Origin of the sequence: Dyella silvatica (genome assembly GCF_026283955.1) — a bacterium.
GTDB lineage: Bacteria > Pseudomonadota > Gammaproteobacteria > Xanthomonadales > Rhodanobacteraceae > Dyella_C > Dyella_C silvatica.
Genome location: NZ_JAPDPE010000117.1, coordinates 1 through 16,980 on the forward strand (window position 1 = coordinate 1; position 16,980 = coordinate 16,980).

General features: G+C 61.3%; 16 protein-coding genes. 9 read left to right on the forward strand and 7 right to left on the reverse strand.

Annotated features, from left to right (window positions below):
• Positions 1–220: 220 nt before the first annotated feature.
• Positions 221–1,798, forward strand: coding sequence for a CocE/NonD family hydrolase (locus OUZ52_RS18635; RefSeq protein ID WP_266160035.1), 1,578 nt, complete (start codon positions 221–223; stop codon positions 1,796–1,798).
• A 154-nt stretch (positions 1,799–1,952) separates the two neighbouring features.
• Here OUZ52_RS18635 and OUZ52_RS18640 read toward each other — a convergent pair whose 3' ends face one another.
• From OUZ52_RS18640 to OUZ52_RS18650, 3 genes are all read right to left on the reverse strand, one after another.
• Positions 1,953–2,402 carry a hypothetical protein gene (locus OUZ52_RS18640; protein WP_266160036.1) on the reverse strand — a complete coding sequence of 150 codons (450 nt, stop codon included), beginning with the start codon at positions 2,400–2,402 and terminating at the stop codon, positions 1,953–1,955.
• Between the two features lie 127 nt (positions 2,403–2,529).
• Positions 2,530–4,104, reverse strand: a complete 1,575-nt coding sequence (locus OUZ52_RS18645; protein WP_266160037.1) for an asparagine synthase-related protein — start codon at positions 4,102–4,104, stop codon at positions 2,530–2,532.
• Between the two features lie 102 nt (positions 4,105–4,206).
• Positions 4,207–4,377 carry a hypothetical protein gene (locus tag OUZ52_RS18650; RefSeq protein WP_266160038.1) on the reverse strand — a complete coding sequence of 57 codons (171 nt, stop codon included), beginning with the start codon at positions 4,375–4,377 and terminating at the stop codon, positions 4,207–4,209.
• A 93-nt stretch (positions 4,378–4,470) separates the two neighbouring features.
• Between OUZ52_RS18650 and OUZ52_RS18655 the strand changes: the two genes are divergently transcribed.
• A complete protein-coding gene (locus OUZ52_RS18655) occupies positions 4,471–4,647 on the forward strand; it encodes a hypothetical protein (RefSeq protein WP_266160039.1) in 177 nt (58 codons plus the stop codon).
• A 190-nt stretch (positions 4,648–4,837) separates the two neighbouring features.
• Here the strand turns inward: OUZ52_RS18655 and OUZ52_RS18660 are convergent, their stop codons facing one another.
• Positions 4,838–5,611: a sulfite exporter TauE/SafE family protein gene (locus OUZ52_RS18660; RefSeq protein WP_266160040.1), complete on the reverse strand. Its 774-nt coding sequence runs from the start codon at positions 5,609–5,611 to the stop codon at positions 4,838–4,840.
• Positions 5,612–5,828: 217 nt separating this feature from the next.
• Complete coding sequence (locus tag OUZ52_RS18665) at positions 5,829–6,272, reverse strand: protein tyrosine phosphatase family protein (RefSeq protein WP_266160041.1); 444 nt, start codon at positions 6,270–6,272, stop codon at positions 5,829–5,831.
• Positions 6,273–6,566: 294 nt separating this feature from the next.
• Here OUZ52_RS18665 and OUZ52_RS18670 point away from each other — a divergent pair, with 294 nt between their 5' ends.
• The 3 genes from OUZ52_RS18670 to OUZ52_RS18680 all read left to right on the forward strand — a co-directional run bounded on the left by OUZ52_RS18670 (position 6,567) and on the right by OUZ52_RS18680 (position 8,771).
• On the forward strand, positions 6,567–7,568 hold the full coding sequence (locus tag OUZ52_RS18670) for a GlxA family transcriptional regulator (protein ID WP_266160042.1): 1,002 nt from the start codon (positions 6,567–6,569) through the stop codon (positions 7,566–7,568).
• A gap of 1 nt (position 7,569) precedes the next feature.
• Entirely contained in the window at positions 7,570–8,196 is a 627-nt protein-coding gene (locus OUZ52_RS18675) for a cytochrome P460 family protein (protein WP_266160043.1), read from the forward strand.
• 443 nt (positions 8,197–8,639) lie between these two features.
• On the forward strand, positions 8,640–8,771 hold the full coding sequence (locus tag OUZ52_RS18680; RefSeq protein WP_266160044.1) for a hypothetical protein: 132 nt from the start codon (positions 8,640–8,642) through the stop codon (positions 8,769–8,771).
• Between the two features lie 125 nt (positions 8,772–8,896).
• Here the strand turns inward: OUZ52_RS18680 and OUZ52_RS18685 are convergent, their stop codons facing one another.
• Positions 8,897–10,474 (reverse strand): GMC family oxidoreductase, encoded by a 1,578-nt coding sequence (locus OUZ52_RS18685; protein WP_266160045.1) that lies wholly within the window; start codon positions 10,472–10,474, stop codon positions 8,897–8,899.
• Between the two features lie 71 nt (positions 10,475–10,545).
• Entirely contained in the window at positions 10,546–12,348 is a 1,803-nt protein-coding gene (locus OUZ52_RS18690; protein ID WP_266160046.1) for an acyl-CoA dehydrogenase, read from the reverse strand.
• 112 nt (positions 12,349–12,460) lie between these two features.
• Here OUZ52_RS18690 and OUZ52_RS18695 point away from each other — a divergent pair, with 112 nt between their 5' ends.
• The 4 genes from OUZ52_RS18695 to OUZ52_RS18710 form a co-directional block, all read left to right on the forward strand.
• Positions 12,461–13,060, forward strand: a complete 600-nt coding sequence (locus OUZ52_RS18695) for a QsdR family transcriptional regulator (protein WP_266160047.1) — start codon at positions 12,461–12,463, stop codon at positions 13,058–13,060.
• 323 nt (positions 13,061–13,383) lie between these two features.
• The gene (locus tag OUZ52_RS18700; protein ID WP_266160048.1) at positions 13,384–15,342 is read left to right on the forward strand and encodes a M61 family metallopeptidase; all 1,959 of its coding nucleotides are present in this window, start codon (positions 13,384–13,386) and stop codon (positions 15,340–15,342) included.
• Between the two features lie 151 nt (positions 15,343–15,493).
• On the forward strand, positions 15,494–16,465 hold the full coding sequence (locus tag OUZ52_RS18705; protein WP_266160049.1) for a LysR family transcriptional regulator: 972 nt from the start codon (positions 15,494–15,496) through the stop codon (positions 16,463–16,465).
• Between the two features lie 102 nt (positions 16,466–16,567).
• The coding region (locus OUZ52_RS18710; protein ID WP_266160050.1) for an SDR family NAD(P)-dependent oxidoreductase at positions 16,568–16,980 on the forward strand (413 nt) is incomplete at its 3' end.

Genomic DNA, 16,980 nt, shown 5'->3' on the forward strand with positions numbered 1-16,980 from the left:
GCATGGATTGGATGCCAGCCCCGTCATGCCCATGTCATTGGCCTCTTGGAGAGGCTGAGCTCAGGGGACGTTGCAGCAAAGGGAGGGCTCATGCCGGACTGTTTAAAACGCTGTCATTTCTCTTCGCTGCGAGTGGAAGGTCGTGTGAATCCATCCAGGCAAGGGGGTTGATCGCAGCATGAGGCTTGCATATCCATCTCACTCATCATCGCGGGGATTTATGCGCAAAATAATCGCATCACTCATCCTGATGGCGGTGATCGGCTTCAGCATGCCGATCTATGCCGGTAGTTTCACCACCTCGGTCAAATACATTCCCAGCTGGGATGGCGCGCAGATCAGCGCCGTCGTCATGGTGCCCAAAGATCAGGGTATCGGCCCGTTTCCACTGGTCGTCATACCGTCCAGCTGGGCCGCGCCGGATCTACAGAATGTCGGTAGTGGCGCGGTGCTGGCGAGCCAGGGTTACATCGTGGTGGGTTACACCTCGCGAGGCTTTTATGACTCGCAGGGCTTGATCGATATCGCCGGTCCGGCCACGGTCAAAGATGTCAGCGCGATGATCGACTGGGCGCTGATCAATACCCCATCGGACCCTAACGCGATCGGTGCCGTAGGCACCTCTTATGGTGCCGGCGTGAGCCTGCTCGCCGCTGAGCTCGACCCGCGCATCAAGGCGGTGGCGGCGACCAGCGCCTGGGCAGACCTCGCCGCTTCGTTGTATCCCAACCAGACGCCGAGCTCGCAGGCGATGGCCGGGCTGGTGCTGGCGGGCACAGTAACCGGGCATCCCGGTCCGGAGCTGACTGCCGCGACGAGTCGGATCCTGGCGGGTGATTTCGATGGTGCAGCGGCGATCGTGTTGCCGCTGGCGGCAGCGCGCAGCCCCATCACCAACGTGGCCAATTTGAATGCCAACGGCACGGCGGTTTTTCTGGCCAACGCGTTCAATGACAGTTTGTTCGCCCCGGGCCAGTTGGTCGACTTCTATGGACAGCTCAGTGGACCCAAGCAATTGATGTTCAGCCAGGGCGATCATGGTTCCGCCGAGACGGCGGGTTCGCTCGGCTTGCCGAACGAGGTGTATACCGCTATCGATCGCTGGCTCGATCATTATCTGAAAGGGATTAACAACGGCGTCGATGCAGAGCCACGGGTGCGGCTGCATTCGCAAAGCGGCATCTGGCACGACTATGCCGACTGGGCCGCGGTGCAACATGGCGCGACCCCGTATTACCTGGGCCAGCCGACTAATCTGCTGTTACCGACCGGAAGCTTTGCGCAGGCGCCGAGCACCGGTTGGCAGAGTGGAATATTCACGGCTGTGCCAACCGTGGCCTCGTCCGGCGTGGCCTTGCTCACCGGTTTTCTGCAAGCCCTGGATTTTCCGCCGCTGGCTTCGATGCCGCTGATCGCGCGCGCAGGGGCGGGGGTGTGGATCGGGCCGATGTATCAGACCGCGCAACGGGTCGATGGCATGTCGTCGCTGCATGTCACGGTGACCCCAAGCCAGGCCAACACCACGCTTTACGCCTATTTGTACAGTGTCGACCTGTTAGGCACCGGGCAGTTGATCGGTCACAAACCCTATTCGCTACGCGGTGCCATGCCGGGCGTGGCTCAGCCCATCGATATCCGTCTGGAGGCGACCAGCTGGGATGTTCCGGCCGGTCAGCGCCTGGCCCTGGTCATTGGCACGGTGGACCTGCGCTATGCCGGCATAACCCAGCTAGGCGGCAGTGTGACGTTTAGCTCGCCTGATGCGAATCCGTCGGTACTAAGCGTGCCCTTGCACTGATGGCGGCTTGAGCCGGTACCTATCATGCAAGCCCATTGCCGCTGGGCAACCAGCGGCAATGCCTGGACCCAGGCGATGCCGTGCCTTGAGCTGATCGCCAATGCATACGTCGAAAGCCACCCGGGCTTATGTTTGGAAGAGCGTACGGCTGCCGTTATGGAACGCAGTGCGGCCCCAGCTTGACGACGTGTTTCGCCATATGCAGCTGTTGACCGTGCAGTGCCAACGCTCCCGCAAACGCGTCGCTTTTCCAAACCACGGCGCATGTCGCGAGGTCGATGGCATAGACGATGCGCAGGCTGCCTGAGTAGGTCGAAACCAGCATATGTTCGCCATCCGAGTACATCGGGCGTTCCATGATGCTTACATCGGGATCGACCGTGCACGATGTGCCGCCAGGCTGGGTGATGCGCAGGGGGCCGATCCAGGCGCTGGGTTTTTCAGCATGGTCGCCCGCGCCGAAATGGACCGTGGCTGGCCCGACACTTACCGTTCCTGTGCCGGGGTCGAGCGGGTGGTAAGGGCACTCCGTGGCGATCGCCGTCCCACTGGCCAGGAACAGACTGAGCCGCATGGCGTGGTTGAACAGATGCGATGTTTTCATGTGAAGGGCGGCATGGCGAACAGGTTCGGCGGCTGGGGTTATTAGGATGAGGTTATTACATGTGAGTGGCCGCTTGGCAGCCCAGTAAAGCGCTAGCACCAAGGGCCGCAGCAACGACGGATCACCATCAGCTGACTTGCCGCACGCATCGTTCCAGCCAGAGAAATGAAGCCAGTGCCGACATCGGTGCATGCGCACGGGTTGTGGCCACCGTATGCAACAAGGCCAGCGCGGCGCGCTGGTCGACCAGGCCAAGATCGGCCAAGGCACAATCGCGCAATTGCCGGGCAACCGTTTCGGCATGCTGCGCAATCAGCTCGGGAAGTACCTGCGCAAAGGTTTCTTTGCTGTAGCCACGCGGGAACACCTCGCTGCCAAGCTGTGCCTGCAAATATTGCCGCATAAGCTCGCGGCCTTGCCGCTGATCGCGGGGCAGGCGGTGGCAGAAGGCGACGAGGTTGGGATCGCTCAACGGATTCACTGGCCACAAGCCATGCCGTAGCTGATCGGGCCCGCGACACGCATGCGTCAGCAACGCGGTGGCCGGCACCGGGCTGGCGGGAGCATCGAAGCTGCGCAAGGTGCGAGCCACATTCAAGGCCAGCGGTGTCAGCAAGCCCTCGGCACAGCGGCGTGCCTCGCCGACACGCCCCGATTCCTCGCCGCTTCCCGGCGCGGTTTCATGGAGATAGTCCGGAAACAGCTCGTCGCCACCGACACCGCTGAAAAGTACGTTGCGCCCTTGCGCCAACGCTGAATCCCATAAGGCGGCGCATGCCTCACGGTAATATTCCCAGTACAGCCCTTTTGTCTGCTCGGGCCCTTGCTGCATATCGAGGCTGGGTGGGAACGCGGCAATTTCCACCGTCTGGTCGAGCAGCTTGAGCCGGTTCGCTATCAGCTGCCGCCGTTGAATCTGTGGCTGCCGAACGTCTCCGTCCAGCAGTATGCCCAGGCTTGCCATCGGTTGGCGCAGCGTTCTGGCCATGGCACTGGCGACCGTGGCCGAGTCCATGCCGCCGCTCAGTTCGATGGATAGCTGATCCGTCGTAACCGGTCGAGCCGATGCGACCTGCTGCAATAGTTCGCCAAACGCGGTCAAGCCATCGTCGCCATCCGGCAACGGTGATGGCGCGGTATCGCCTGCTGGCGTGGGATATCGAAAACTCGCTTTGCCCGGCTCAACGTGAAACGAAGCACGTTCTGTCAGCAGGTTGACGCCGACGCATAGTTGCCGTGCCGAATAAACCGTATTGAGCGCCAGGCGGTGGCTGGCAATTTCAGCATCGATGGCCAAGGGCAGCGTAGCGAAATCGGAAAAATCCCAGGAAATGGTCACCTGGTCGTTGCTGGCATGGCAATAAACCGGCACCGAGCCGAACACGCCGGCGCGCACTCTCATCCGGCATCCGGCCTGGGCCACTTCGATCATCAGATAATCGAGCGGCCACAACATGCACTCCTGGTAAAGCCGGTTGAATACCTCGGCATTCACGTCTGCACTCGTTTCGGCCGCACCGGGCACGGTGCCAGCAAGACGTTCTCTTACGCTGACGAACCACTGGTTTTCCGTGCGCACCAGCAGGGTTTCCAGCATCGGGTGCGCATAGGGGGTGATCCGGCTGTTTCCCAAAACGACGCCGCCATCTCGCCACACCGCGGGAAGCGACAGATCAGACAAGGCGATACGGGCTTTCAGCATGATCGACCTCTATGCGTAAAAAAGCCGCCTCTTGGCAAAGAGGCGGCTCCTGTCATGGGTAAATGACTTCAAGCTAAGCGAATGATGTCTTCTTAAGACGGGTTAGCCGATACCGCCGCGAGAACCGATACCACCGATATCTCCCGGCTCAAAAGTTTTTGGGGCGCGCTTTTCTACAGTCATCTGGCTTAGCAACGGTCCATCCATTTGAATCCCGAAAGGATTAGCCACTTTCGCTTCCGAGTCGTGCATAACAACGTCAAGCTGTTTCATGAGTGCACTCCATTGATCAGATAGGCCGCGATATAGCGGCGCGTTGAACCTTATCATGGTTTTTTATGCTTGGCTTACCGCTTTGAATTGATCATGGTGCGTCAATTGAAACAAAGGCTTGCGCTATTATTTTGGTTGAATGGATTTGAATTTAAAGAGCTGGCGGCGGGTCTTCACATCGGCATAATGCGCCGCATGGTTTGCCCTGCAACCCATGCGGCGACAGCGAAACATGCTTGCTCGATCAGGCCTGTCGCGCTTATTCGCTGATCTTTGGACGTCTATACGATGTGGCCCACTTGCTGGGGCCAGGATTCATGCCATCGTGTCGATCTTATGCCGCGGCCTGAACGCTTTTGTCCGCTTGAGGGTAAAAGCCGATGTGGCGTTGGAGATACCTGGTGGACTTCAAGCCATCGGCTACAGGAGTCATTGTTCTGGTGACGTTTGCGCCGAGCATTCAAGCGCGCAGCGACTTCACCAGCATGAAGATCGCGACCAGCACGATGACGCCGGCAAAGACCAGGTTGAGCGCGCCGCGCTTGCGCGCCAAATGCGTCGCTCCCTTCGCACCAAGCCAGCCGCCCAGCATGCCGCCGCCAATGAACTCCACCGCAACCTGCCAGCTCACCAGGCCGGAGGCGGCATAGTTGATCGCGGTGGTAAGGCCAAACGCGCCCACCGAAAACAACGAAGTGCCAATCGCGTTGATGATTGGCATGCCGCTGGCGAGCATCAGCCCGGGCACGATGAGGAACCCGCCGCCGATGCCAAAGAAACCCGCCAGCCCGCCGGTGCCCAGGCCAATGCCGCCCAGCCGTGGAATCATATGCGGCAGCGGATAGCGGTCGCCGCCGCCCTCGTGGCGGCCTCGTATCATCAGTGCCGCGACCACCAGCATCAGCAAGGCGAACAGCACCAGCAGATGCTGGCCATTCACCATTTTGCCGACAGACGATCCCAGCAAGGCGCCGACGACACCGGCGGCGGCAAACACCAGTGCCGGTTTCCAACGCACATTACCCATGCGCGCATGCGGGATGACATTGGCAAAAGCATTCACCGCCACGGCTAAGGCACTGGTACCGATGGCCATATGCGGGTCACGCACGCCGACCACGTACAGCAGCAGCGGCGTAGCCAGGATCGAGCCGCCGCCGCCGATAAGAGCCAGCGAAAAGCCGACCGCCGAACCGCAGATGATGGCCAGGATGTCCTGCAGCGGTAAGGTCATGGGGAACTCATTCGAATGAAAAGAGCGTAGCGATCATTGGTCGGCGCAACATGGTTCGAAGCATGGCTGATACGTGTTTGTCGCGGATGCTGTCATCGGCGGATGGTGCTTGGCACCGGCCGGCCAGCCGGGCAGGGCACGCAAGCGGCGGCGGTTGCGCTATGAGGCTTCGTGTCAGCCAGCGGGCTTCGGTCAGGTCGCCGCATCGATCTCACGATCATGTTGCAGCGACGTCTCCATGTTGAGCCTGCTGCAGCCGGGCACGCCATCCGCCCAGGTCGTAGCCGGCATGCGCGGCGGTGCCGATGATGGCGTCGATATCGGTACCGCTCCGCGCGGAGTCCAGTGCCCATAGCAGGGTGCTACGTGTGCCGGTGCGGCAGAACGCAAGTACCGGGGCCGGCAAGTGCGCCAGCGTCTGGCCGAACGATTGCGCCTGCGCCGGGGTTATTTGTCCCGACACGACGGCTATTTCGCGATAGGCAAGACCGGCCGCCAGGGCAGCCTGTTCCAGCGAGGCACCTGCTGGCTGGCCGGCTTCTTCGTTATCGGGACGGTTGTTGATCACGCTGCGAAAGCCCAGTGCGGCGACTGTGGACATATCGCTAGCGTCCAGTTGGGTCGCTACGCTGAGTGCGTCGACAAGTTGCCTGATCTGCATGGGATGTTTCCGCTGGCCATGATGCAATGGGCGATGATGCACTTAGAGCCTGCGCTTTGAACAGGCTTTAAGGCCTGGGCGTACGCAGCGGAATTTGTCGATGACAGGCGGCATGGTTGATGGCCGCTGGCTGCCAGGCGCATACCAATAAGGCTGCAGGTCCACGCATATTCGTCTGCCGCTGGAGCATCACGGGCGACCCACGGCGGCTGTTTTCGGCGTCAAGGTCGGTGGTCCTAAAGTGTCGGATTTATGTCCTTTACGCCGCAGGTCCGCAGTCCGCAGAATGAGCGCATGACACTTACGGGACCGACGCGGGAACGGACCATCGCCCTGATCCTTTACGAAGGATTTCAGGCGCTCGATGTATTCGGCCCGCTGGATGCTTTCGATGCGGCGAACGCCTTGGTGCCCGGTAGCTATCGTTTACAGCTTTGGAGCATCGAAGGCGAGGTGGTGCGGGCGGAGAATGGTGCGCGGGTTGTGGCCGATCGCGGCATCCATGCGAACCTGCGGCCGGATACGTTGATCATCCCCGGCGGTTGCGGTGCGCGGAGCCTGCAATTGAGTTCAACGCAACGCAAGACCCTGGTCACACTGGCCAGTCGCAGCCGGCGCCTGGTCAGTGTGTGCACCGGCGCCTTTCTTGCGGCCGAGCTCACCGAAGGTTCTTTTCGCATCGCTACACACTGGAAATATGCGGACGATTTGCGCGCGCGTTTTCCCTTGTTGCGGGTGGATGCGGACATTCTGTATGTGCACGACGGCAACTTATGGTCGTCTGCCGGGGTGACGGCGGCGATCGACCTGGCTTTGAAATTGATCGCCGATGACCTTGGCGAGACCGTGTCCATTGCTTGCGCGCGGCAGCTGGTCGTGCACTACCGGCGCGCCGGCGATCAAGCGCAATTTTCCGAACCATTGCAATTGCAGCAGCGCACGAAAGGTAAGTTCAGCGACCTGTTGTCCTGGATGCTGGCCAACCCGGAGGCTGACCATTCGGTGACCGCGTTATCGGAGCGCATGGACATGAGCGTCAGGCATCTGACCCGGCGCTTTGTGCAGGTCTTTGGTGAAGCGCCGGCGAAGTTCGCCGAGCGCATACGCCTGGATCATGCGCGAACGCTGCTGATGCAAGGGCTGCGTATTGAGGTGATCTCCGCGTCGGTAGGGTTTCAAAGCGCCGACTCGTTTCGGCGCGCGTTCGAGCGGCGCTTTTCGGTGTCGCCAAGCATCTACTGCCAGCGCTTCGGCCTGGTTGAATCTACCCAAACACCCAAGACAAGGAAGTATTGACGTGATCAAGCCGATGGTTGTGTGTCTCGCATGGCTGGCGCTGCCTTTCATCGCAGCGCCGATAAGCGTGTTTGCCCAAGCGCCAGCAGCAGGCAGTCACCAGCCCACTTACACCGCCGACGGTAAGCTCATCCCGCCAGCGGATTACCGTGAATGGGTATTCCTGAGCTCCGGTCTGGACATGAGCTATAACGAAAAGGCGCTGGCATCCAAGGAGCCGGTATTCGACAACGTGTTTGTCAATCCCGAGGCCTATCGCCTATTCCAGGCAACCGGTAGCTGGCCAGACAAGACCCAGTTTGTGCTGGAAGTACGCGCCTCTTCCGCCAAGGGTTCGATCAATCATCGTGGGCATTTTCAGAACGGCGACATCCACGGCATCGAGATACATGTCAAAGACACGGCGCGGTTCGAAGGCGGCTGGGCGTTTTTCGATGTCGAAGGCCAGGCGCCAGCGGCCAGGCTGCCGATGACTGCTGCTTGCTATGCATGTCATCGCGAGCATGCGGCCGTAGACACGACCTTCGTCCAGTTCTATCCGACCTTGCTGCCCATCGCGCAAAAGCAGGCCACACTCAGCGCCGGCTATCTCAAGGACGAAGCCGAACTTGCCAAGACGGTGCACTAAGAGCCTGTTCAAGATCTCTGAGTATCTCGCGTTGAGTTGCGGTGGCCACCGCAACTCAACCCTTCGGGCCGCGTCGGTTTGCCCGCACGACCGCGTCATCACTCGGTCGTGTACCGACGTACACTCCTTCGTTCTTCCTTGTCGTGCAGGCAAACCGCCGGCGGCGCGAGCCACTCAGAGATCATGAACAGGCTCTAAGCCTGGCGATCGGTGATGGCCGCCAGGTGGCTACGGATGGGCGGCTGAGAAAACCAGGCTCGGAGGTGTAGCATGCAGCTCGGCTCGCATTGCGCTGCAGGTGGGGAGCGGTGATCGATTCGATCGATGGTTGCTCGCTTTGCGTTATCCGATGCCTCGTCAGCAAGACGCTTGGTTATTTATGATGGTCGTGGCCGCGCTGTAAGGGCTTATCGATCCGCTCATCATCGACTCCGGAGATTGCCATGACTACGCTTCGTCTCATCCGCCGTATCGCCATCGTGCTGAGTTTGCTCGTATCTTTCGCCGCCCTGAGCGGGTGCGATGTTGCCAATTGCGCGCAATGTCACAACTTTGCCTCGACCCAGGCCAAGTAACTCCCTAGCTCGCGCCAAGTCCGGGTTGCGGTGATCTAAGGCGGTGTTTCACGACTGGGCGGGTAGGGCGAGAGGCTGACGACCTGCGCAGGCTGCTATGCCGAACGATGCCGGGAAAACGGGCACTAGCTGTGTGCCAGCCAATCCGCGGCGCGTTCGCCCACCATGATCACCGGTGCGTTGGTATTGCCGCCCATGATGCTGGGGAAGATCGAGGCATCGGCGATACGTAGGCCTTCCAGGCCGCGCACGCGCAGTTGCGGATCGACCACCGCATGTTCGTCGCGGCAGCTGCCTACGGGGTGATAGACGGTGTCGGCGTGATTGCGTATCTCGGTGCACCAGTCTTCGTCGCTTTCGCTCGCGGCGCTATGCAAGGGCTTGCCGCTTTGTGCCGCGAGCGCCGGCGCCTGCAGAATTTTGCGCAGCAGTTTCACCGCGCGTAGCTGGGCGGCGAGATCCTCGGGCTCCTGCAGAAACGCCGGGTCGATCAGCGGCGCGACGCGGATATCGGGGCTGGCCAGGGTGACGCTGCCGCGGCTCTTTGGACGCAACACGCAAACATGTCCGGTGAAGCCCGCGCCCAGGTGGAGCTTGCGCGCATGGTCATCCACCATGCCGATGAGAAAATGGATTTGCACATCGGGGCGCGCCAGTGCGGGATCGGTCTTGAAGAAGCCGCCAGCCTCGGCCACATTGCTGGTGATCAGTCCGCGACGCTCGCGCCGATAGCGCAACATCTCGCGTATCAATCGCATGCCGCCTTGCACGGAAATGCTGAGCAGATCCGGATGGCTGGCGCGGACGGGCATCTTGTAGTCGAGGTGGTCGTGCAGGTTGCGGCCGACATCGGTCGATTCGTGCACCAGCGGGATGCCGAGACTGCGCAGTTGCTCCGCCGGCCCCACGCCGGAGCACATAAGCAATTGCGGGGTACCGAAGGCGCCGCCCGCCAGCACGATTTCCGCGCGCGCGTGCAGCGTGCGTCGTTGTCCATCGCGCTCGATCTCCACCCCCACCGCGCGTTTACCCTCGAACAGGATGCGCAACACCTGGGTATGCGTCATCACCTCAAGATTCGGCAGCCGCTGCTCGCGCAGGTAGCCGCTTGCCGCGTTGCAGCGCTCGCCGTTCTTGATCGTGCGCTGGTACAGCCCGGCGCCTTCCTGCTCGGCACCGTTGAAGTCGTGGTTGAGCGAAAAGCCGGCTTGCTTTACGGCGTCGAGAAACACCTGGCAGAACGGGTTGGGATCGGTGGGGTCGCTGACGCTGAGCGGGCCGCCGGTGCCGTGCAAGGCATCGGCGCCGCGTGCGTTGTCTTCGCTACGCTTGAAGTAGGGCAGCACCTCGTCCCAACTCCAGCCGGTACACCCTTGTTGCAGCCAATCGTTGTAGTCGTCGCGATGGCCGCGGATATATTCCATGGCGTTGATCGAACTGGACCCACCCAGGCCGCGTCCGCGTGGCTGGTAACTGCGGCGGCCGTTCAAGCCGGGCTGCGCTACGCTTTCGTAGGCGTAGTTGTATTTGTTACGGCGCGGGCCGACCGCCGCGATACCTAGCGGGGCCTTGATCAAGATGCTGTTGTCTGCCGGGCCTGTTTCGATCAGCGCGATCTTCGCTGCTGGGCGCAAGCGCGCAAGCCTTCCGGCCACGGCGCAGCCACCCGAGCCCGCGCCGACAATCAGAAAATCGTATGCCATATCCGATCCCCTCGAATTGAGACTGCAGTGCGCCGACCTCGATGTCACGGCATGTGCACATTAGCGCATCGTCAGAACCACTCCGCCTGCATCGCATAGGCGCTCGGCTCGGCCTCGCGCACCAGTCGCGCCGCCAGCTCGATCTGCGGCAGTTCGGTGGCGAAGAAGAAGCGGCAGGCCTGCAGCTTGCCGAGGTAAAAATACCGATCCGATGCGCTGGCCTGTGGCAGCGAGCGTTGCGCGATAACCGCCTGCTGCAACCACAGCCAGCCGATCGTGAGATGGCCAAGCAAGGTCATGTAGTGGCTGGCATTGGCGAGTGCCAGGCGCACTTCGCCGGCGGCCATGCGCTGGCCGATCGCCGCCGTGGTTTCGCCGGTGAGTTTTACCCCGGCCAGCAATTGCGCTGCCAGGTCGCGTAGCTCCGCGACCGACGCGGCATCGGCGCAACTCGCGCCGATACGCTGCAATAGCAGCTTCAACGCCGCGCCGTTTTGCATCATCGCCTTGCGCCCCAGCAGGTCGAGCGCCTGGATGCCGTTGGTGCCTTCGTGAATCGGGTTAATCCGGTTGTCGCGATAGCACTGCTCCACCGGGTACTCACGCGTGTAGCCGTAGCCACCGAGAATTTGAATCGCCAGCTCGTTGGCCTTCAACGAATAATCGGAGCCCCAGGATTTGAGTATGGGCGTAAGCAGTTCGAGCAGCAGCTCGCTATCGCGGCGCACGATCTCGTCTGGATCGCGGCTCTGATCGACCAGCCATGCGGTATAGAAACCGAGCGCCTGCGCGCCTTCCACCCAGCACTTTTGCTGCAGCAACCTGCGCCGCACGTCGGCATGTTCGATCAAGGTCAGCGGCGGTGAGCTGGCATCTTTCTGGTCGGGGTGCCGGCCCTGACGCCGCTCGCGCGCGTATCGCAACGAGTACAGATAACCGGCGCTGCCTTGCTGGATCGCGCCGATGCCGACGCCGATGCGCTCTTCATTCATCATGTGGAACATGTAGCCGAGGCCGTGATGCGGCTCGCCGACCAGGTAAGCGTGACAGTCGCCGGCTTCGCCGAACTTGAGAAAGGTGTTGACGCTGCCGCGCTGTCCCATCTTGTGGTTGAGGCCGGCCAGTCGTACATCGTTGCGCTCAGCGCGGGAGCCGTCCGCATGGACACGCCAGTGCGGCACGATGAACAGACTGATGCCGCGCACGCCGGCAGCGGCGCCGACGATTTTGGCCAGCACCAGATGCACGATGTTCTCGCCCAGCTCGTGATCGCCGGCAGAGATCCACATCTTGGCGCCACTGAGGCGGTAACTGCCATCAGCCTGCGGCTCGGCCTGGGTCTTGATGTCGCCCAGCGATGAACCCGCCTGCGGTTCGGACAAGCACATCGTGCCGTAGTAACGGCCTTCGACGATGGGTTTCATGTAAAGGCGTTTTTGTTCGTCGCTGCCATACACCTCGAGCAGGTTGGCGACCCCGCGGGCCAGCGCCGGATAGGCCACCGTGCCAGGATTGGCTGCCGCGAACATCGCATCGCAGGCGGTGGACACCACGAACGGCAATTGCATGCCGCCGTCGTCATAGTCGGCCAGCGCCGCCGCGAAACCGGCTTCATTGAAGGCCTGCAGGCTCTCGCCGATTTCCGGAATCAACACCACCTTGCCGTCCACCATATGTGGCTCGTGCAGATCGTTTTTGCGGTTATGCGAGAGGAATTTGCTCTCCGCGATCTGGTGCGCCAAGGCGATCGCGGCATCGAAGGTCTCACGGCTGTGTTCGGCAAAACGCGAGTAGTGCGTGAGTTGCTCGATACCAAGTAGCTCGTACAGCATGAAATCGAGATGGCGGCGATCAATCAGAGGGCTGGCAGGCATCAGGCTGATTCCACGGGTAATGAGTCATTGTTTGCATACGACTCATATAGCGTCAAGTTGCACCTGCGACTACACTTTCGCCATGCCCCGCTCAACGCCTCCCACCGCCAGCATGACCCGTCTCGGCCAAGCCCTGCGCGAGCGACCTTCGCGGCGGGTCGAGCCGCTGGATCTGTTTCGCGCCGCGCGCCGGCGCTGGATCGCCGGCGAACGGCTCGACATCGGCTCGCTCGCCAGCGAACTCGGCATCGGCCGGGCCACCGCGTTCCGCTGGGTCGGCAGCCGTGAGCAACTGTTGGGCGAAGTCATCTGGTCGCTATGCGAGCCGTTGATCGACCAGGCGGTCGCCACGGTCAAGACGCGTGGCGCACGGCGTGTTGCTGCGATCTGCGAATACATCATCCGCCGCCTGCGTGCGTACGAACCCTTGCGCCGCTTTATGGAGCTCGACGCTGAATTCGCGCTGCGCCTGCTTACCTCTAAGCGCGGGCCGGTGCAGGGGCGCGTCATCGAAAAGTTGCATGGCCTGATTCAAAGTGAAGTCGAAGCGGGGCGACTTACCCCGCCGCTTCATATCGATACGCTTGCCTATCTGGTCGTACGCCTGGCCGAATCTTTTGTCTATGCCGACGTGATCAGCGGGCAGGGAACCGACCCGGCCGATGCAGGGCTGGCCATCGAATTACTGCTCTCGGGTCGGGTCAAGCGTTGACTCCACGCAGGTATGGCCAACGCCTGTGGTTAGAACAGCCCAACTGCGCCTGGCGAAAGTTACCTGCAGGCCTCCGGTCCCAAGAGGCATGGCGAATAGTCTTGGCATGACGTGTTTTTGTCCCGGGCGTTTTTAGTCAGCAACGTCAGCTACGCCGAGGCTTAAAACCGCTGCCATTGATTGGCTCATGCCCATAGCGTGTCGATCTTGAACGTGCGTTTAAACCCAGCTCCAGCAGTCCAAAGCATGACTACTGGTCTAGTCTCATTCGCAAGCGGTGATGCTAAGTTTGCCGACTGTCCACTCGCTTGCCGGAGCTCCTCATGTCCCGTGTGTCTTCCGCTGCTTTGTCGCTTGCTGCTCATCGCAGGTTTTCGCGTCTTGCCCTGGCTGTAGCCATGGCGTTCGCCGCCCGCACGGCCGCTGCGCTGCCAGCGGAAACGGCCGAGCTGCCGCCGCCCCAGGACACGCCTTACGCCGGCACGCTGACGCTTCATGTCGATGCCAGCGACACAGTGCAGGGTATTTTTCGCGTGCATGAAACGATTCCGGTGCAGGCGGGTGCCTTGACGCTGCTGTATCCGCAGTGGATTCCCGGCGATCACTCGCCGACCGGTCCGATCTCCATGCTGGCTGGCCTCAAGCTCAGCGCCAATGGCAAGCCGCTGGCGTGGAAGCGCGATAAGTACAACGTGTACGCGTTTCATCTTGACGTGCCCAACGACGTCGCGGCGATCGACGCGGAATTCCAATACATGTCGGGGCGCACCGACAGCGAAGGGTTTGAGATCACCGATCGCATGATGGATATGGAATGGAGCAAGGTGTCGCTGTATCCAGCCGGTTATTTTTCGCGCGGGATTACCGTGGCGCCCAGTGTGACGCTGCCGCGCGGCTGGCAGCTGGGCAGCGCACTGGAAACAGCCTCGCAGTCCGGCGACACCACTATGTTCAAGCCGGTGACCTTCAATAATCTGGTCGACTCGCCGATCTACGCCGGCCAGTATTTCAAGCGCGTCGACCTCACGCCGGGCGGTGATGCACCGGTACACCTGGATATCGTCGCCGACGAGCCAAAGTACCTGGAGATGACGCCCGAGCAATTGACCGTGCATCGCGCCCTGGCGACGCAGGCGATCAAGCTGTTCGGCTCGCATCACTACGATCATTACGACTTTCTGTTCTCGCTGTCGGATCAACTCGGTGGCAATGGCACCGAGCACCACCAGTCCAGCGAGGATGGCATGGGTGCCGACTACTTCACCGCCTGGAGCGACGCCGCGCCAGGGCGCGACCTGCTGGCGCATGAGTACACGCAGTCGTGGAACGGCAAGTTCCGTCGCCCGGCGGATCTTTGGACGCCCAATTTCAACGTGCCCATGGGCGATTCGCTGCTATGGGTGTACGAAGGGCAGACGCAGTATTGGGGTTTTGTGTTGACCGCGCGCGCCGGCATGTGGACGTCGCAGCAGTTTCGCGATGCGTTGGCCGTGACGGCGGCCAACTACGAGCGTAACCGCGAAGGTTTTCAATGGCGCACACTCGAAGACACCACCAACGATGCAACCGTCGCCCGCCGTTCAAGCCTGCCGTACCGCAGCTGGCAGATGAGCGAGGACTACTACAGCGGTGGGCAGATGATGTGGCTGGAGGTCGATGCCAAGCTGCGCGCCCTGAGCAAGGATAGAAAATCGCTGGATGATTTCGCCCGTGCGTTCTTTGGTGTCGATAACGGTAGCTACGTGACCAAGACCTACACCTTTGACGATGTGGTGGCAGCCCTGGACGGCGTGGCCAAATACGACTGGGCCAGCTTTCTGCACGCACGCGTCAGCATGCTTAATCCACCGCTGCAAAACGGCCTTGCCGCCAGCGGCTGGAAACTGGTCTACACCGATCAGGAAAGCGCCTACGAAAAGCAGTACAACAGCCGGCCGCAGTCGTCGCGTCATTTGTATAACTTCGCCTGGTCGATCGGTTTGACCATGAATGACAAGGGTGAGGTCAACGACGTTCGCTGGAACGGGCCGGCATTCAAGGCCGGCGTCAGCACCGGTGTCGCGGTGATGGCGGTGAATGGCCAGGCCTATTCGAGCGAGGTATTGAAGAGCGCGATTGCGGCAGCCAAGGACAGCAAGGCACCGATCCAGCTACTGCTGAAATACCAGGGCAGCTTTCGCACCGTGCCGGTGGACTATCACGACGGCCTGAAGTATCCGCATCTGGTACGCGTCGATGGCACGCCTGATTATCTGGGCGAAATCATCGCGCCGCGCAAGTAAGGCAAGTACCGGCGGCCGTCTCAAACTCAAGCCCGGTTGCGCTGGTGACGGCAGCGTGATCGGTCCGACCCGACTATCGCCAGCTGGCAACTGAGTGGGCCGGACGCTTTCACGACTGTTGTGTCCGAAGCCCGCCGATGAGGAAGATTCCATGGATCGCATTGATGCAATGAAGGTCTTCGTCGCGGCGCTGGATGAAGGCAGCCTTGCCGGCGCCAGTCGCAAGACCGGCCGCTCCGCCGCTGCGGTGAGCCGGGCCATCGCCTTCCTGGAGCAGCATGTGGGCGTGCCCCTGCTGCACCGGACGACGCGTTCGATCAAGTTGAGCGAGGCAGGCGAGCGATACGCCTTGGCCTGCCGCAAGTTGCTTATGGACCTGGACGAGGCGGACAGGAACGCCGCCGGCGAGCGCTCGGTGCCGCGCGGTACCCTGACCGTGACCGCCACCGTATTCGCCGGGGTGGAGATACTTCGTCCCATCGTCGATGCCTTCATCAACGAATACCCCACGGTCAGCGTGCGGCTGTACCTGCTTGAGCGGCCAGTCAACTTGATTGACGAAGGCATGGACCTGGCACTGCGCATCACGCACCTGGCCGACTCGAGCCTGGTCGCGCGCCGGGTCGGCGAGGTACGCCGGGTGGTGGTGGCGTCGCCTCGCTATCTGGCGACGCATCCGCGTATCGTCGAGCCCGCCGATCTGGCCAAGCACCAGGCGATTGCCTTGAGCCACATGGGCTTGGAGTCATGGAGCTTTCCTGCGCCGGAAGGGTCGTCCGTTCCGCGCGCGATCGTGCTGAGCCCGCGCCTGGTCGTGAACAATGTGCGTGGTGCGATTGACTCGGTAGTCGATGGCTATGGTGTGACTCGGCTGCTTTCTTATCACGTGGCGCCGGAACTGAAACAGGGTTTGCTGCAGGTTGTGCTCGCCGATGCGGAGCCCGCGCCTATTCCGGTCCATCTGGTGTCGCCTAACGGACGTCTATCTGTGCCCAAGGTGCGCGCCTTTGTCGACTTCGCGCTGCCGCGCTTGCGTGCACGCTTTGCCTTGTTGGCCAAGGAGGCGGCGATGACGCCGGCCAAGACGATTCAACCGCGGCGCGGAAGAATGTCTGCCGAGTAACGGGGATTCGCTAATCCAGCGTGCGCTCCTAGATTAAGTGCATCGGCGCCACCGGCCCGATCGGCATCACGCCGAGCCACTTACTCCAGGGAAACACACAGCATGAATAGCCAACAGAAAGTCGCCATTATCACCGGTGCATCGCAGGGTATCGGCGCGGGGCTGGTCAAGGCCTTCCGCGACCGCAATTACCGCGTTGTAGCCAACTCGCGCTCGATCAAGCCATCCGGCGATCCCGATGTCATCACGGTGCCCGGCGATATCGCCGACCGCGCGGTGGCCGAGCGTATCGTGTCGGAAGCGCTTCTGCGTTTTGGCCGTATCGACACCCTGGTCAATAACGCCGGGATCTTCATGGCCAAGCCGTTCACTGCCTACACCGCGGACGACTACGCCAGCAATCTGTCGGTGAATCTCAACGGGTTCTTCAACATAACGCAGCTGGCCATCGCGGAAATGGAGAAGCAGGGCAGTGGCCACGTCGTAAGCATCACCACCAGTCTGGTCGATCATGC

Excerpts from the sequence above, each read along its gene's own strand:
- OUZ52_RS18635 (WP_266160035.1), top strand. The coding sequence starts at position 221 with ATGCGCAAAATAATCGCATCACTCATCCTGATGGCGGTGATCGGCTTC.
- OUZ52_RS18640 (WP_266160036.1), bottom strand. The coding sequence starts at position 2,402 with ATGAAAACATCGCATCTGTTCAACCACGCCATGCGGCTCAGTCTGTTC.
- OUZ52_RS18645 (WP_266160037.1), bottom strand. The coding sequence starts at position 4,104 with ATGCTGAAAGCCCGTATCGCCTTGTCTGATCTGTCGCTTCCCGCGGTG.
- OUZ52_RS18650 (WP_266160038.1), bottom strand. The coding sequence starts at position 4,377 with ATGAAACAGCTTGACGTTGTTATGCACGACTCGGAAGCGAAAGTGGCT.
- OUZ52_RS18655 (WP_266160039.1), top strand. The coding sequence starts at position 4,471 with ATGGTGCGTCAATTGAAACAAAGGCTTGCGCTATTATTTTGGTTGAAT.
- OUZ52_RS18660 (WP_266160040.1), bottom strand. The coding sequence starts at position 5,611 with ATGACCTTACCGCTGCAGGACATCCTGGCCATCATCTGCGGTTCGGCG.
- OUZ52_RS18665 (WP_266160041.1), bottom strand. The coding sequence starts at position 6,272 with ATGCAGATCAGGCAACTTGTCGACGCACTCAGCGTAGCGACCCAACTG.
- OUZ52_RS18670 (WP_266160042.1), top strand. The coding sequence starts at position 6,567 with ATGACACTTACGGGACCGACGCGGGAACGGACCATCGCCCTGATCCTT.
- OUZ52_RS18680 (WP_266160044.1), top strand. The coding sequence starts at position 8,640 with ATGACTACGCTTCGTCTCATCCGCCGTATCGCCATCGTGCTGAGTTTG.
- OUZ52_RS18685 (WP_266160045.1), bottom strand. The coding sequence starts at position 10,474 with ATGGCATACGATTTTCTGATTGTCGGCGCGGGCTCGGGTGGCTGCGCC.
- OUZ52_RS18690 (WP_266160046.1), bottom strand. The coding sequence starts at position 12,348 with ATGCCTGCCAGCCCTCTGATTGATCGCCGCCATCTCGATTTCATGCTG.
- OUZ52_RS18695 (WP_266160047.1), top strand. The coding sequence starts at position 12,461 with ATGACCCGTCTCGGCCAAGCCCTGCGCGAGCGACCTTCGCGGCGGGTC.
- OUZ52_RS18700 (WP_266160048.1), top strand. The coding sequence starts at position 13,384 with ATGTCCCGTGTGTCTTCCGCTGCTTTGTCGCTTGCTGCTCATCGCAGG.
- OUZ52_RS18705 (WP_266160049.1), top strand. The coding sequence starts at position 15,494 with ATGGATCGCATTGATGCAATGAAGGTCTTCGTCGCGGCGCTGGATGAA.